General features: G+C 56.2%; 17 protein-coding genes and 1 pseudogene. 14 read left to right on the top strand and 4 right to left on the bottom strand.

Features of this window, described 5'->3' with window-relative positions:
* The first annotated feature begins 420 nt into the window (after positions 1–420).
* The 8 genes from metK to ruvX all read left to right on the top strand — a co-directional run bounded on the left by metK (position 421) and on the right by ruvX (position 7,490).
* Positions 421–1,575 carry a methionine adenosyltransferase gene (gene metK, locus EXW94_RS11360; protein WP_010435443.1) on the top strand — a complete coding sequence of 385 codons (1,155 nt, stop codon included), beginning with the start codon at positions 421–423 and terminating at the stop codon, positions 1,573–1,575.
* Between the two features lie 358 nt (positions 1,576–1,933).
* Positions 1,934–3,331: a galactose/proton symporter gene (gene galP / locus EXW94_RS11355; RefSeq protein WP_089599979.1), complete on the top strand. Its 1,398-nt coding sequence runs from the start codon at positions 1,934–1,936 to the stop codon at positions 3,329–3,331.
* A gap of 58 nt (positions 3,332–3,389) precedes the next feature.
* On the top strand, positions 3,390–3,887 hold the full coding sequence (locus EXW94_RS11350; RefSeq protein ID WP_010435446.1) for a SprT family zinc-dependent metalloprotease: 498 nt from the start codon (positions 3,390–3,392) through the stop codon (positions 3,885–3,887).
* A 94-nt stretch (positions 3,888–3,981) separates the two neighbouring features.
* A complete protein-coding gene (gene endA, locus EXW94_RS11345; protein ID WP_174340139.1) occupies positions 3,982–4,689 on the top strand; it encodes a deoxyribonuclease I in 708 nt (235 codons plus the stop codon).
* A 51-nt stretch (positions 4,690–4,740) separates the two neighbouring features.
* Positions 4,741–5,472, top strand: a complete 732-nt coding sequence (gene rsmE / locus EXW94_RS11340; protein WP_108416272.1) for a 16S rRNA (uracil(1498)-N(3))-methyltransferase — start codon at positions 4,741–4,743, stop codon at positions 5,470–5,472.
* 19 nt (positions 5,473–5,491) lie between these two features.
* The gene (gene gshB, locus EXW94_RS11335) at positions 5,492–6,439 is read left to right on the top strand and encodes a glutathione synthase (protein WP_010435454.1); all 948 of its coding nucleotides are present in this window, start codon (positions 5,492–5,494) and stop codon (positions 6,437–6,439) included.
* Between the two features lie 74 nt (positions 6,440–6,513).
* Positions 6,514–7,074 (top strand): YqgE/AlgH family protein, encoded by a 561-nt coding sequence (locus EXW94_RS11330; RefSeq protein WP_010435456.1) that lies wholly within the window; start codon positions 6,514–6,516, stop codon positions 7,072–7,074.
* Entirely contained in the window at positions 7,074–7,490 is a 417-nt protein-coding gene (ruvX, locus tag EXW94_RS11325; protein WP_006811925.1) for a Holliday junction resolvase RuvX, read from the top strand. Before EXW94_RS11330 ends, ruvX begins: the two co-directional genes overlap by 1 nt.
* 10 nt (positions 7,491–7,500) lie before the next feature.
* Here the strand turns inward: ruvX and EXW94_RS11320 are convergent, their stop codons facing one another.
* Complete coding sequence (locus EXW94_RS11320; RefSeq protein ID WP_174340138.1) at positions 7,501–8,481, bottom strand: type IV pilus twitching motility protein PilT; 981 nt, start codon at positions 8,479–8,481, stop codon at positions 7,501–7,503.
* A 17-nt stretch (positions 8,482–8,498) separates the two neighbouring features.
* Between EXW94_RS11320 and EXW94_RS11315 the strand changes: the two genes are divergently transcribed.
* From EXW94_RS11315 to EXW94_RS11290, 6 genes and pseudogenes are all read left to right on the top strand, one after another.
* Positions 8,499–9,194, top strand: a complete 696-nt coding sequence (locus tag EXW94_RS11315; RefSeq protein WP_174340137.1) for a YggS family pyridoxal phosphate-dependent enzyme — start codon at positions 8,499–8,501, stop codon at positions 9,192–9,194.
* A gap of 26 nt (positions 9,195–9,220) precedes the next feature.
* Positions 9,221–9,788 (top strand): annotated as a pseudogene (locus EXW94_RS11310) (YggT family protein).
* Positions 9,785–10,081 carry a DUF167 family protein YggU gene (yggU, locus tag EXW94_RS11305; RefSeq protein WP_010435470.1) on the top strand — a complete coding sequence of 99 codons (297 nt, stop codon included), beginning with the start codon at positions 9,785–9,787 and terminating at the stop codon, positions 10,079–10,081. The pseudogene EXW94_RS11310 and the gene yggU overlap by 4 nt, the downstream one beginning before the upstream one ends.
* A gap of 3 nt (positions 10,082–10,084) precedes the next feature.
* Positions 10,085–10,678 carry an XTP/dITP diphosphatase gene (locus EXW94_RS11300; RefSeq protein WP_174340136.1) on the top strand — a complete coding sequence of 198 codons (594 nt, stop codon included), beginning with the start codon at positions 10,085–10,087 and terminating at the stop codon, positions 10,676–10,678.
* A complete protein-coding gene (gene hemW, locus EXW94_RS11295; RefSeq protein ID WP_174340135.1) occupies positions 10,671–11,813 on the top strand; it encodes a radical SAM family heme chaperone HemW in 1,143 nt (380 codons plus the stop codon). Before EXW94_RS11300 ends, hemW begins: the two co-directional genes overlap by 8 nt.
* 63 nt (positions 11,814–11,876) lie before the next feature.
* A complete protein-coding gene (locus EXW94_RS11290) occupies positions 11,877–12,215 on the top strand; it encodes an endonuclease domain-containing protein (RefSeq protein ID WP_174340134.1) in 339 nt (112 codons plus the stop codon).
* A gap of 69 nt (positions 12,216–12,284) precedes the next feature.
* Here the strand turns inward: EXW94_RS11290 and EXW94_RS11285 are convergent, their stop codons facing one another.
* The 3 genes from EXW94_RS11285 to trmB are packed head-to-tail and all read right to left on the bottom strand — an operon-like array spanning position 12,285 to position 14,104.
* Positions 12,285–13,004 carry a DUF2884 domain-containing protein gene (locus tag EXW94_RS11285; protein WP_174340133.1) on the bottom strand — a complete coding sequence of 240 codons (720 nt, stop codon included), beginning with the start codon at positions 13,002–13,004 and terminating at the stop codon, positions 12,285–12,287.
* A gap of 54 nt (positions 13,005–13,058) precedes the next feature.
* Complete coding sequence (locus EXW94_RS11280) at positions 13,059–13,385, bottom strand: YggL family protein (RefSeq protein ID WP_010435485.1); 327 nt, start codon at positions 13,383–13,385, stop codon at positions 13,059–13,061.
* Positions 13,385–14,104 (bottom strand): tRNA (guanosine(46)-N7)-methyltransferase TrmB, encoded by a 720-nt coding sequence (trmB, locus tag EXW94_RS11275; RefSeq protein ID WP_089599965.1) that lies wholly within the window; start codon positions 14,102–14,104, stop codon positions 13,385–13,387. Before trmB ends, EXW94_RS11280 begins: the two co-directional genes overlap by 1 nt.
* Between the last annotated feature and the right edge of the window lie 111 nt (positions 14,105–14,215).

Genomic DNA, 14,215 nt, shown 5'->3' with positions numbered 1-14,215 from the left:
TCGTATCACCTCCACGGCCGCCTCTGCTGAAACGGACCACAAGCCAAAGCTAAATGTTCACTGCTTAACCCGGCTGGAAGTGGCGACACGATGAGGTCATCGAGCGCTTTTTTGTATGAGCCGCGTGCCGCGTTTTATACCGAGAAGGTGGGGAAAATGCAAAACAAAAATGCGTGGGTTGCCAGTGCCGTCAGGAAATATTTCCAGCTTTGTTTTCAACACAGTGAGAGGTAAGTCAAAAAAAACTGGAAATCGGGTGAAGAAGTGACCTAAAATGGACGTCCAGATGTTAATCCATCTATACTGATTAACACTCAGACTGCCAGTGTCAAAAACCTGCAGGCCTTGGTAGAATACTCTCCTTTGGCTATTCCACACAGCAGTTCGAGCTAACCAAATTCCTCTTAGGTGAAATAAAACATGGCAAAACACCTGTTTACGTCCGAGTCCGTATCAGAAGGACATCCTGATAAAATTGCTGACCAAATCTCCGATGCGGTGCTGGATGCGATCCTTGCCCAGGATCCTAAAGCGCGCGTAGCGTGTGAAACCTATGTCAAAACCGGCATGGTTCTGGTCGGCGGTGAGATCACCACCAGCGCATGGGTTGATATCGAAGAGATCACCCGTAACACGGTGCGTGAGATCGGCTATGTACATTCTGATATGGGCTTTGATGCCAACTCTTGCGCGGTACTGAGCGCCATCGGCAAACAGTCCCCGGACATCAACCAGGGCGTTGACCGTGCCGATCCACTGGAGCAGGGCGCAGGCGACCAGGGCCTGATGTTCGGCTACGCAACTAACGAAACCGACGTGCTGATGCCAGCACCGGTTACCTACGCACATCGTCTGGTGCAGCGTCAGGCTGAAGTGCGTAAAAACGGCACCCTGCCATGGCTGCGTCCGGATGCGAAAAGCCAGGTTACCTTCCAGTATGACGACGGTAAAATCGTTGGCATTGATGCGGTAGTTCTCTCCACTCAGCATTCTGAAGATATCGATCAGAAATCGCTGCAGGAAGCCGTGATGGAAGAGATCATCAAGCCAGTTCTGCCAACCGAATGGCTGAGCTCTGCAACCAAATTCTTCATCAACCCAACCGGACGCTTTGTTATCGGCGGCCCAATGGGCGACTGCGGCCTGACCGGCCGTAAAATCATCGTGGATACCTACGGCGGCATGGCGCGTCACGGCGGCGGTGCATTCTCCGGTAAAGACCCGTCTAAAGTTGACCGTTCTGCCGCGTACGCTGCACGTTATGTTGCGAAAAACATCGTTGCTGCTGGCCTGGCTGACCGCTGTGAGATTCAGGTTTCCTACGCAATCGGCGTGGCTGAACCGACCTCCATCATGGTGGAAACTTTCGGTACTGAGAAAGTGCCTTCAGAACAGCTGACCCTGCTGGTGCGCGAGTTCTTCGACCTGCGTCCATACGGCCTGATTCAGATGCTGGATCTGCTGCACCCAATCTACAAAGAAACCGCGGCATACGGTCACTTTGGTCGCGAACATTTCCCATGGGAAAAAACCGACAAAGCCGCCCTGCTGCGTGAGGCTGCCGGTCTGAAGTAATCGACTGACAGTGTTTAACAGGCCAGCCTTTGTGCTGGCCTTTTTTATGTCGGGTGGCGGCTCAAAGCCACACCATTTGAAACCGCTTACACCCTGCCGAATATATCCCGCTTTCAGAATAATCTCTTTGCATGATCGCCTTTCTTCTGCTGTTACATTTCATTTCAGTTAAGTCTGAAATTCAAACAAACGCGATGCGCATCACCTCATTTACCTCTATATTTTCAAAGCTTTAATTATTTTTACGGTTGCACGTTAGTGTAACCGATTACACCAATGTGATTTGTCTCACATATTTTTACGGGTCACTCACCTACCCTTAACATCGACAAAACTGATAAATCAAATGGAGGGCATAATGCCTGACAATAATAAACAAGGGCGTACGTCCAACAAGGCGATGACATTCTTCGTCTGCTTCCTCGCCGCCCTGGCAGGATTACTTTTTGGCCTGGATATCGGCGTGATTGCCGGCGCACTTCCCTTCATCGCAGACGAGTTCCAGATTACCGCGCATACCCAGGAATGGGTGGTCAGCTCCATGATGTTCGGTGCGGCAGTCGGTGCCGTTGGCAGCGGCTGGCTCTCCTTCAAGCTCGGGCGCAAAAAGAGCCTGATGATCGGCGCGATCCTGTTCGTTGCCGGTTCACTCTTCTCTGCTGCTGCCCCTAACGTTGAAGTGCTCATTCTTTCCCGCGTCTTGCTGGGCCTGGCTGTCGGCGTCGCTTCCTATACCGCACCGCTGTATCTTTCCGAAATCGCGCCGGAGAAAATCCGCGGCAGCATGATTTCCATGTACCAGCTGATGATCACCATCGGTATTCTGGGTGCTTACCTTTCCGATACCGCGTTTAGCTACAGCGGCGCATGGCGCTGGATGCTCGGCGTAATCATCATACCGGCCATCCTGCTGCTGATTGGCGTCTTCTTCCTGCCGGACAGCCCGCGCTGGTTTGCCGCAAAACGCCGCTTCGTTGATGCTGAACGCGTGCTGCTCCGCCTGCGCGATACCAGCGCAGAGGCGAAAAACGAGCTGGAAGAGATCCGCGAAAGCCTGAAGGTGAAACAGTCCGGCTGGGCGCTGTTTAAAGAGAACAGCAACTTCCGCCGCGCGGTGTTCCTCGGCGTGCTTCTGCAGGTGATGCAGCAGTTCACCGGGATGAACGTCATCATGTACTACGCGCCAAAAATCTTTGAGCTGGCGGGTTATACCAACACGACCGAGCAGATGTGGGGCACCGTTATTGTCGGCCTGACCAACGTGCTGGCGACCTTTATCGCCATCGGACTGGTGGACCGCTGGGGGCGTAAGCCTACCCTGACGCTGGGCTTCCTGGTGATGGCCGTCGGCATGGGCGTGCTGGGCACCATGATGCATGTGGGCATTCACTCTCCAACCGCCCAGTACTTCGCGGTGGCAATGCTGCTGATGTTTATCGTCGGGTTTGCAATGAGCGCCGGTCCGCTGATTTGGGTGCTGTGCTCTGAGATCCAGCCGCTGAAAGGGCGTGATTTTGGTATCACCTGCTCCACCGCGACAAACTGGATTGCCAACATGATCGTCGGCGCAACGTTCCTGACCATGCTCAATACCCTGGGCAATGCCAACACCTTCTGGGTCTACGCCGGTCTGAACCTGTTCTTTATTGTTCTGACTATCTGGCTGGTTCCAGAAACCAAACACGTTTCACTGGAACACATTGAACGTAACCTGATGAAAGGTCGTCCGCTGCGCGAAATCGGCGCACACGACTAATTCTCTGGCGGGAGGTGCCCCTTGCACCTCCCCGCTTCGCGCTTTATGCTCTGCCCCTATGAAAGCTCCCCGTCTCCCCATCGCCATTCAGCAAGCCGTTATGCGCAGCCTGCGGGAAAAACTCGCCCAGGCCAACCTGAAGCTCGGCCGCAACTATCCTGAACCGAAGCTGGTTTATCAGCAGCGTGGAACCGCAGCAGGCACCGCCTGGCTGGAATCGTATGAGATCCGCCTGAACCCGGTGCTGATGATGGAAAACCAGCAGGCGTTTATTGAGGAAGTGGTGCCGCACGAGCTGGCGCATCTTCTGGTGTGGAAGCACTTTGGCCGCGTAGCGCCGCACGGGAAAGAGTGGAAGTGGATGATGGAAGCCGTGCTCGGCGTTCCGGCTCGCCGCACGCATCAGTTCGAACTGGAATCCGTGCGCCGCAATACATTTTCCTACCGCTGCCGATGCCAGCAGCACCAGCTCACCGTCCGCCGTCATAACCGCGTGGTGCGCGGCGAGGCAACCTACCGCTGCGTAAAATGCGGCGAACCGCTGGTCGCCGAATAATTATCTGAACTTTCAGGAACTTTCCTGATCTGACTGATTGCATACGGGAACAACATTCGTTACGTTGCGGGCTCGTTTTGACACGGAGTGTAAGATGTCCCGTAATGTTTCTCTCGCGGTTGCCCTTCTGGCGACGGCGCTCTCCGGCCATGCTCTGGCCGACGGTATCAACAGTTTCTCTCAGGCCAAAGCCGCTGGCGTGAAGGTGAACGCTGATGTTCCGGGTGATTTCTACTGCGGCTGTAAAATTAACTGGCAGGGTAAAAAAGGGGTCGTTGACCTCGAATCCTGCGGCTATAAGGTGCGTAAAAATGAAAACCGCGCCAGCCGCATTGAATGGGAACATGTCGTCCCGGCCTGGCAGTTTGGCCACCAGCGGCAGTGCTGGCAGGATGGCGGGCGTAAAAACTGTTCCAAAGATCCGGTTTATCGCCAGATGGAAAGCGATATGCACAACCTGCAGCCTGCGGTTGGCGAAGTGAACGGTGACCGCGGCAACTTTATGTACAGCCAGTGGAACGGTGGCGAAGGCCAGTACGGTCAGTGCGGCATGAAGGTGGATTTCAAAGAGAAAGTCGCCGAGCCCCCTGCCCGCGCGCGCGGCAGCATCGCCCGCACCTACTTCTATATGCGTGACCGTTACGACCTCAACCTCTCCCGCCAGCAGACGCAGCTGTTCAACGCCTGGGACAAGCAGTTCCCGGTGACGGAGTGGGAATGCCAGCGCGACGAGCGCATCGCCAACGTCCAGGGGAATCACAACCCTTACGTCCAGCGGGCTTGCCAGGCGCAAAAGAGCTAACCTACACTACGGCAATTCGCTTATATCGCATGACACATGGAATTTCTGACTATGCGCATTCCCCGCATTTACCATCCTGAACTGATTACCGCAGGCCGCGAAATCGCCCTGTCTGATGACGCCGCCAACCACGTGGGCCGCGTGCTGCGCATGGGTGCAGGTCAGGCAATACAGCTGTTCGACGGCTCGAACCAGGTTTTCGACGCGGAAATCACGCGGTCTGATAAAAAAAGCGTGCACGTTAACGTGCTGCGTGGCGACGTGGATGACCGGGAATCGCCGCTGCACATCCATCTGGGCCAGGTAATGTCGCGCGGTGAGAAAATGGAATTCACCATTCAGAAATCCATTGAACTGGGTGTAAGCCTCATTACGCCACTTTTTTCTGAGCGCTGTGGCGTTAAACTGGATGCGGAACGTCTGAACAAAAAGATCCAGCAGTGGCAGAAAATTGCCATTGCGGCGTGTGAACAGAGTGGCCGCAACCGTATTCCGGAGATCCGCCCGGCGATGGACCTGGAAGACTGGTGTGCAGAAGAGGACAGCGGGCTCAAGCTCAATCTTCATCCACGCGCCAGCGCCAGCATCAATACGCTGCCATTGCCCGTCGAGCGCGTACGCCTGCTGATTGGCCCCGAAGGCGGCCTGTCGGCGGACGAAATTGCGATGACGGCACGTTACCAGTTTACTGATATTCTGTTGGGACCTCGCGTTCTGCGCACTGAGACAACGGCACTCACGGCCATTACCGCGCTACAGGTACGGTTTGGCGATCTGGGTTGAAGCATTAACGGAGAAGAACATGATCAAGCTCGGCATCGTGATGGACCCCATCGCAAACATTAACATCAAGAAAGATTCCAGCTTCGCCATGCTGCTGGAAGCGCAGCGTCGCGGCTATGAACTCCACTATATGGAGATGAACGATCTTTACCTGATCAACGGTGAAGCACGCGCACGTACCCGCATCGTTAACGTCGAGCAGAACTACGACAAATGGTATGAGTTCGGCACCGAGCAGGACATTGCCCTGGCCGACCTCAACGTGATCCTGATGCGTAAAGATCCGCCGTTCGACACCGAATACATCTACAGCACATATATCCTTGAGCGTGCTGAAGAGAAAGGCACGCTGATCGTCAACAAGCCGCAAAGCCTGCGCGACTGCAACGAGAAGCTCTACACCGCGTGGTTCTCTGACCTGACGCCGGAAACGTTGGTGACCCGCAGCAAGGCGCAGCTGAAAGCGTTCTGGCAGAAGCACGGCGATATCATCATGAAACCGCTGGACGGCATGGGCGGCGCGTCGATTTTCCGCGTGAAAGAGGGCGACCCAAACATCGGCGTGATTGCCGAAACCCTCACCGAGCTGGGCACGCGTTACTGCATGGCGCAGAACTACATTCCGGCTATCAAAGACGGCGATAAGCGCGTGCTGGTCGTGGATGGCGAACCGGTACCTTACTGCCTGGCGCGTATTCCTCAGGGTGGCGAAACCCGCGGTAATCTGGCCGCTGGTGGCCGTGGTGAACCCCGTCCGCTGACCGAAAGCGACTGGGAAATTGCCCGCCGCGTCGGCCCGACGCTGAAGGCCAAAGGCCTGATCTTCGTTGGGCTGGATATCATCGGCGATCGCCTGACCGAAGTGAACGTCACCAGCCCGACCTGCATCCGTGAAATCGAAGCGGAGTTCCCGATCTCGATCACCGGAATGCTGATGGACGCTATCGAAAAACGTTTACAGAAATAATCTGTGACAGCGCCCAGGTTTATCCCCATACTGGGCGCTGTCGCTTTTTAAACCAGGAAACAGTACCTCTGACAATGAATTTACAGCATCACTTTCTTATTGCCATGCCTGCTCTCCAGGATCCGATTTTCCGCCGCGCCGTGGTTTATATTTGCGAATACAACGAAGACGGTGCGATGGGGATTATCATCAACAAGCCGCTGGAAAACCTGCAGGTTGAAGGAATTCTGGACAAGCTGAAAATCACCGCTGAAGCGCGTCTCCCGGAGATCCGTCTCGATAAACCGGTGATGCTGGGTGGCCCGCTCGCGGAAGATCGTGGTTTTATCCTGCATACGCCGCCGGTCTTCTCTTCCAGTATTCGTATCTCCGACAACACCGTTGTCACGACCTCTCGCGACGTGCTTGAAACGCTGGGCACTGCCGAGCAACCTTCCGAAGTGCTTGTCGCGCTGGGCTACTCCTCGTGGGAGAAAGGCCAGCTTGAACAAGAGATACTGGATAACGCGTGGCTGACCGCACCTGCCGATATGAACATCCTGTTTAAAACGCCTATCGCCGATCGCTGGCGTGACGCGGCGAAACTGATTGGCATCGATATTCTGACCATGCCAGGCGTAGCGGGGCACGCGTAATGAGCGGAACGCTTCTGGCCTTCGATTTTGGTACCAAAAGCATCGGCGTCGCCGTGGGTCAGCGCATCACAGGCACGGCGCGCCCGTTGACGGCACTCAAGGCCAACGACGGCACGCCGGACTGGAACCTCATCGAGCGCCTGCTCAAAGAGTGGCAGCCGGACGACGTGATTGTGGGCTTGCCGCTGAACATGGACGGCACCGAACAGCCGCTCACCGCCCGCGCGCGTAAGTTCGCCAACAAAATTCATGGCCGCTTTGGCGTGTCGGTAAAGCTCCACGATGAACGTCTGAGTACCGTCGAAGCGCGCGCAGGCCTGTTTGAGCACGGTGGTTTCCGGGCGCTGAACAAAGGCAGCGTCGACTCCGCCTCAGCCGTCATCATTCTCGAAAGCTATTTCGAACAAGGTTACTGAGCGCCGGGGCCTACAGCCGCCCCTGCGCCCGCCTTTCCGCCAGACTCTGCTCAAAGTTTTGCATTCCCGCCTGCTGACCCGTTTGTATGATGCCGGGTAATTGCCACGTTTTCCCTTCGCGGATGAGATTCGCCGCCGCCGAGGTGTTCACCAGCAGTTCATAAAGCGCCACGCGCCCGCCCTGCACGTCCTGGAGCAGTTTTTGCGCCAGTACAGCGCGAAGGCTGCCTGCCAGCTGGTTACGCACCGGATCTTTCTCCTGCGCCGGGAAGGTATCCACCAGCCGTTCAATCGCCTGCGAAGCGCCGCGCGTATGCAGCGTCGCCAGCACCAGGTGCCCGGTTTCGGCCGCCGTCAGCGCAAGGCGGATGGTTTCGCTGTCGCGCAGCTCTCCCAATAGAATAATGTCCGGATCTTCGCGCAGCGCACTGCGCAGCGCCTCGGCAAAGGAGAGACTGTGCTGACCCATCTCCCGCTGCTGTATCAGGCAGCGTTCACTCTGGTACATAAACTCCACCGGATCTTCGAGCGTCAGAATATGGCCGTCAGTGTGATGGTTGAGAAAATCCACCATCGCCGCGAGCGTCGTGGATTTTCCGCTACCGGTCGCACCCGTCACCAGAATCAACCCGCTGTCACTGGAGAGCAGTTCCGGGATAGCCCTGGGCACACCCAGTGCAGAAAGCTGCGGGCACGCGAGCGGCAACATTCGCAAAGCGATCGACACCCCCTTCATATGCGTAAACGCACTGCCGCGAAGACGCTGATTGCCTGTGAGCGTGACGGCAAAGTCTACCTGTCCGTTTGCCCACCACGCGCCCTGCTGTTCATCGTTGAGCCAGGTTTTTAATAGCGCCTCAACGTCGGGGGCTGGAAACGGGGCCGGTTCAAGTCGGCCTAATCTGCGCCAGCGCGGCGGTGAATCACTGCACAGGTGTAGATCGGAGACGTTATGCTTTACACTAAGGGCCACAATTTCTTCCACATCCATAGACTACTCCTCGGAAAATGAACGACATTGCGCATAACCTGGCACAGGTCCGGGACAAAATCTCAGCCGCTGCAACGCGTTGCGGCCGTGCTTCAGAAGAAATTACCCTGCTTGCAGTCAGCAAAACTAAGCCTGCGAGCGCCATCGCAGAAGCGATAGCGGCAGGCCACCGGGCGTTTGGCGAAAACTACGTGCAGGAAGGCGTGGATAAAATTCGCTACTTCCAGGAGCAGGGGAATTCGGATCTGCAGTGGCACTTTATCGGCCCGCTGCAGTCGAACAAAAGCCGTCTGGTGGCAGAACATTTCGACTGGTGCCATACCGTTGACCGACTGCGCATTGCTACCCGTCTGAACGACCAGCGGCCCGCAGAGATGCCCGCGCTTAACGTGCTGATTCAAATCAACATCAGTGATGAAAACAGCAAGTCCGGCATTGCGCTGAGCGAGCTGGATGCACTGGCAGAGGAAGTCGCCGCCCTGCGGCGTTTAACCCTGCGCGGGCTGATGGCAATTCCGGCGCCTGAGTCAAGTTATGAAAGGCAGTTTGCCGTGGCACAGCAAATGGCTGTAGCATTTGAGGCGCTTAAAGCGCGCTATGAAACGGTAGACACGCTTTCACTGGGCATGTCGGATGATATGGAAGCCGCCATCGCGGCAGGCAGCACTATGGTGCGCATCGGCACGGCAATTTTCGGTGCGCGCGACTACTAAAATAATAAGGAAACCTGAGGAACGCCATGAAGACGTTGACTTTCCTGCTCTCAACGGTGCTTGAGCTGTATACGATGGCGCTTTTACTGCGCGTCTGGATGCAGTGGGGCCCGCTGTGATTTTTACAATCCGTTTTCCCAGTTTGTTGTGAAAATCACGCAACCTGTTGTCGGGCCGCTGCGCCGTATTATTCCGGCGATGGGTCCTATCGACAGTTCGTCTCTGCTGGTGGCGTTTATTTTGAGCGTTATCAAAGCGATCGTGCTGTTTATGGTCATCACCTTCCAGCCGATTATCTGGATTGCTGCGGTCCTGATTCTGGTCAAAACCGTCGGGTTGCTGATCTTCTGGGTGCTGCTGGTGATGGCGATAATGAGCTGGGTAAGCCAGGGCCGTAGTCCGGTTGAATATGCGCTGATCCAACTGGCCGAACCGCTGCTGCGCCCTATTCGCAACCTGCTGCCTTCGATGGGCGGTATTGATTTCTCGCCGATGATCCTGGTACTGCTGCTGTATGTGGTCAACATGGGTATCGCTGAGCTGTTACAGTCCACGGGCAACATGCTGCTGCCGGGGCTGTGGATGGCGCTATGAGTGCCGTAAGCACCTGCGCTGACGGGCTGGTTTTGCGGTTGTATATTCAGCCGAAAGCCAGCCGTGACAGTATTGTTGGGCTGCATGGCGACGAGTTGAAAGTCGCCATCACCGCCCCGCCGGTCGACGGCCAGGCGAACGCGCATCTGACCAAATATCTGGCAAAACAGTTTCGCGTCGCCAAAAGCCAGGTCATCATTGAAAAAGGTGAACTTGGGCGGCATAAACAGGTAAAAATCCTTAATCCGCAAGTAATCCCGACGGAAGTCGCGGCTCTGACAGAACAGGACTAAACCATGCAGAAAGTTGTTCTCGCGACCGGTAACGCCGGTAAAGTGCGCGAGCTGGCCTCGCTATTAAATGATTTTGGGCTGGACGTGGTCGCCCAGACCGAGCTTGGCGTCGAGTCCGCCGAAGAGACGGGCCTGACGTTTATCGAAAACGCGATCCTGAAAGCGCGCCACGCCGCACAGGTCACCGGCCTGCCCGCGATTGCCGATGACTCCGGCCTGGCCGTGGATTTTCTCGGCGGTGCGCCGGGAATTTACTCTGCACGCTATTCCGGGGTGGACGCCACCGACCAGCAGAATCTGGAAAAGCTGCTTGTCGCCCTGAAAGACGTACCGGACGAACAGCGCACCGCGCAGTTCCACTGCGTGCTGGTCTATATGCGTCACGCGGAAGACCCGACGCCGATCGTCTGCCACGGCAGCTGGCCGGGCGTGATTACCCGTGAAGCGGCTGGCAACGGCGGCTTTGGCTACGACCCAATTTTCTATGTCCCCTCCGAGGGCAAAACCGCTGCGGAACTGACCCGCGAAGAGAAAAGCGCGATTTCCCACCGAGGACGCGCACTGAAACTGTTACTGGAAGCGTTACGTAATGGCTAATTTGCCGCCTCTGAGTCTTTATATTCACATCCCGTGGTGCGTGCAGAAATGCCCGTACTGCGATTTCAACTCGCACGCGCTGAAGGGTGAAGTGCCTCATGATGACTACGTTGCGCATCTGCTGGCCGACCTGGACGCGGATGTCGCTTACGCACAGGGACGTGAAGTTAAGACCATTTTCATTGGTGGCGGTACGCCGAGCCTGCTTTCAGGCCCGGCAATGCAAACGCTGCTGGACGGCGTGCGCGCGCGTCTGAACCTGGCAGCGGATGCTGAAATTACGATGGAAGCCAACCCCGGCACCGTTGAGGCCGACCGTTTTGTCGACTATCAGCGTGCGGGGGTGAACCGCATCTCCATCGGCGTGCAGAGCTTTAGCGAGCCGAAATTGAAACGTCTGGGCCGCATTCACGGCCCGGAAGAGGCGAAGCGCGCGGCACACCTGGCGACCGGGCTTAATCTTCGCAGCTTTAACCTGGATTTGATGCACGGCCTGCCGGATCAGTCGCTGGAAGAGGCGCTGGACGACCTGCGCCAGGCGATCGAACTGAACCCGCCGCACCTGTCGTGGTATCAACTCACCATCGAGCCAAACACACTGTTTGGCTCGCGCCCGCCGGTGCTGCCGGATGACGACGCGCTGTGGGATATCTTCGAGCAGGGCCATAGGCTTCTGACCGCTGCAGGCTATCAGCAGTATGAAACCTCCGCCTACGCGAAGCCGGGCTATCAGTGTCAGCACAACCTGAACTACTGGCGCTTTGGCGACTATCTGGGGATTGGCTGCGGCGCGCACGGCAAGGTGACCTTCCCGGACGGGCGCATACTGCGCACCGCTAAGACCCGACACCCGCGTGGATATATGGAAGGCCGCTACCTGGAGCGTCAGCACGACGTCGAGGCGGCGGATAAGCCGTTTGAGTTCTTCATGAACCGCTTCCGTCTGCTGGAAGCCGCGCCGCGCGCGGAATTTACGCGTTATACCGGGCTGCCGGAGTCGGTGATTCGCCCGCAGATCGACGAGGCGCTGGCCCAGGGGTATCTCACGGAATGTGAGGAATACTGGCAGATCACCGAGCACGGCAAACTGTTCTTAAACTCCCTTCTTGAGCTGTTCCTCGCCGAAGATTCCTGAAGGCTGATTCAGGATTTTGCACCCCGTTCTGCCGGCTGAGGGAAAGGCTGGCAGAGTGTGGGGATGGACAAATCAAAACAACTCCGCAAACAAATGACGCCCGAAGAATTACGCCTCTGGTATTTGCTCAGAGGCCGTCGCTTCTATGGGTATAAGTTTCGCCGCCAGATGCCGATTGGTACGTATATCGTCGATTTTGCCTGCTTTAAGGCGAAACTGATCGTTGAGCTGGACGGGGGGCAACATCAGGGTGAAGAGGACTATGATTCACGTCGTACCGCGTTTTTGAATACGCACGGGTGGGAAGTCGTACGGTTCTGGAATAATGAATATCGCGTTAACGAAGATGAAGTGTTAAATATCATTCTTCAACGACTGCAATGCCTGATGCCCTCACCCTAACCCTCTCCCACAGGGAGAGGGAACTCTAACCCCCTCTCCCATGGGGAGAGGGCCCAGTGCGCACAAATCTTACTTCAGCGTCCCCACCAGCGCCTTCCGGCTATCTTCCAGCGACACCACGCGTTTACACACGTCTTTGCCAAACTGCTGGAAATCATCTTCCTGGTTTTTCCACTCGTTCTGAATCGAGGTCTGCAAGCCGCCAAGGCTACCCAGCACGCCCTGCAGCGGGTTACCGCCGCCTTTCAGCACGGCTTTCGCCCCCATCTCGTTGATGCTGTCCTGCAGGATGCCGCCCATCGCCTGATTCACCAGCTGCTGCCCGTCAGCACGGACCTGATCAATCGCCTTGTAGTGGAACGTCAGACCATCGGTACGGTTCTCGATAATCCTGTTCATCTGTTCTTTCAGCTGCTTGTCCAGCTTGGTCAGACGGGTGCGCATATTGCTGCTCTCACCCACCTCTTTGGTGATGATCTTATCCAGCGCCACGCGGCTTTTCTCAACGCGCGTCAGCGCGCCGTCGTTAATCCACGGCAGTGCGGTACGCAGCTCGGCCTGGTAATCCTTCGCCTGCTCGCGCTGGGCGGCAGTCAGGTTCTGCGGCTTGCCGTTAAACGTCACGTTGCCATCCGGCGTAATCACCAGATTGCCGTTCTCGCCTTTGACCTGCACGGTTTGCGGGCTTAATACCACGTCGTCACGCGGGGTGACGCTACATTTATACTCCGCATGGGCGGTGGATCCGATTGCCAGTAAAGCAACCGCCAGCAACGTTTTGCGCATCATTAACACTCCCTCAGACAAAATGGGCCAGCTAATGCTGGCCCTGTACTTGCTTTATTAGTCCCACCAAACGTCGAAAAGTTCGCTGATGCGGACATCTTCCAGTTTGTGGTCTTCAAGCCATTTGCGTACCAGCGCCTGATGTTCTTCGGTGCATTTACCGACTTCCTGGGTGCAGATCAGACCTTCCCACGCCAGATAGCCGCTACCGTCGAAGGCCAGCTTGTTTGGCTCGATCACGTCATTGATGAACGCGTCAACGTCCTGATCGATCTGCTCAACGCTGGTGCCTTCCGGGAAACGCCAGGCAACAGAGAAGCCCACTTCCTGGAATTCTTCGATGTGCATCTTTTTACGCAGACGACGGCTACGATTCTTTGCCATTATTTCACCCTCTCGAACATTAAGTCCCATACACCGTGACCAAGACGATGGCCACGCTGTTCAAATTTTGTCACCGGACGTGAATCCGGGCGCGGTACATAGTCGTTGCTTTCAGACTGGTTTTTATAGCCGTCCAGCGAGGACATCACTTCCAGCATATGTTCCGCATAAGGTTCCCAGTCGGTCGCCATGTGGAAGACGCCGCCCAGTTTTAACTTACTTTTCAGCAGCTCGGCAAACGGTGCCTGAACGATACGGCGTTTATTATGACGTGCTTTGTGCCACGGGTCAGGGAAAAAGAGCTGAACCATGTTCAAAGAATTGTCAGGAATCATTTTGTGCAGCACTTCCACCGCGTCGTGACACATGACGCGCAGGTTCTCAACGCCCTCTTCGTGGGCCGTTGCCAGGCATGCACCGACGCCCGGCGAGTGCACCTCGATACCGAGGAAGTTCTGCTCTGGTCGCGCTTTCGCCATGGTCACCAGCGAGGTGCCCATACCAAAACCGATCTCCAGGGTCACAGGCGCCTCTCGGCCAAACAGGTCGGCGAAGTCGACAGGCTGTTCAGTGAACTCAACGCCCATCACCGGCCAGTAGTTGTCCAGCGCGTGTTGCTGCCCTTTTGTCAGGCGGCCCTGACGGCGGACAAAGCTGCGAATACGGCGCAGCGGGCGACCGTTTTCATCAAATTCCGGTGAAATGACGTCGTTTTTCATAAAAGAGTTGTCTGCTTGTGAGAGTGTTCGGGAAACGGGCATTATCCAAAGTTAAGGCTTCTATGCAAGCATGGGAAAGATCCGGTTTACAGCAGATTGACGCTGTGCTGC

Source organism: Enterobacter sp. JMULE2, assembly GCF_013337145.1.
Taxonomy (GTDB): domain Bacteria; phylum Pseudomonadota; class Gammaproteobacteria; order Enterobacterales; family Enterobacteriaceae; genus Enterobacter; species Enterobacter mori.
Note: the sequence above shows the minus strand (reverse complement) of the source record. Positions and strands in the feature narration are given on the sequence as shown.

Bases quoted from the DNA above. Each gene is read 5' to 3' on its own strand.
- metK (WP_010435443.1), top strand. From the start codon at position 421: ATGGCAAAACACCTGTTTACGTCCGAGTCCGTATCAGAAGGACATCCT.
- galP (WP_089599979.1), top strand. From the start codon at position 1,934: ATGCCTGACAATAATAAACAAGGGCGTACGTCCAACAAGGCGATGACA.
- EXW94_RS11350 (WP_010435446.1), top strand. From the start codon at position 3,390: ATGAAAGCTCCCCGTCTCCCCATCGCCATTCAGCAAGCCGTTATGCGC.
- endA (WP_174340139.1), top strand. From the start codon at position 3,982: ATGTCCCGTAATGTTTCTCTCGCGGTTGCCCTTCTGGCGACGGCGCTC.
- rsmE (WP_108416272.1), top strand. From the start codon at position 4,741: ATGCGCATTCCCCGCATTTACCATCCTGAACTGATTACCGCAGGCCGC.
- gshB (WP_010435454.1), top strand. From the start codon at position 5,492: ATGATCAAGCTCGGCATCGTGATGGACCCCATCGCAAACATTAACATC.
- EXW94_RS11330 (WP_010435456.1), top strand. From the start codon at position 6,514: ATGAATTTACAGCATCACTTTCTTATTGCCATGCCTGCTCTCCAGGAT.
- ruvX (WP_006811925.1), top strand. From the start codon at position 7,074: ATGAGCGGAACGCTTCTGGCCTTCGATTTTGGTACCAAAAGCATCGGC.
- EXW94_RS11320 (WP_174340138.1), bottom strand. From the start codon at position 8,481: ATGGATGTGGAAGAAATTGTGGCCCTTAGTGTAAAGCATAACGTCTCC.
- EXW94_RS11315 (WP_174340137.1), top strand. From the start codon at position 8,499: ATGAACGACATTGCGCATAACCTGGCACAGGTCCGGGACAAAATCTCA.
- yggU (WP_010435470.1), top strand. From the start codon at position 9,785: ATGAGTGCCGTAAGCACCTGCGCTGACGGGCTGGTTTTGCGGTTGTAT.
- EXW94_RS11300 (WP_174340136.1), top strand. From the start codon at position 10,085: ATGCAGAAAGTTGTTCTCGCGACCGGTAACGCCGGTAAAGTGCGCGAG.
- hemW (WP_174340135.1), top strand. From the start codon at position 10,671: ATGGCTAATTTGCCGCCTCTGAGTCTTTATATTCACATCCCGTGGTGC.
- EXW94_RS11290 (WP_174340134.1), top strand. From the start codon at position 11,877: ATGGACAAATCAAAACAACTCCGCAAACAAATGACGCCCGAAGAATTA.
- EXW94_RS11285 (WP_174340133.1), bottom strand. From the start codon at position 13,004: ATGATGCGCAAAACGTTGCTGGCGGTTGCTTTACTGGCAATCGGATCC.
- EXW94_RS11280 (WP_010435485.1), bottom strand. From the start codon at position 13,385: ATGGCAAAGAATCGTAGCCGTCGTCTGCGTAAAAAGATGCACATCGAA.
- trmB (WP_089599965.1), bottom strand. From the start codon at position 14,104: ATGAAAAACGACGTCATTTCACCGGAATTTGATGAAAACGGTCGCCCG.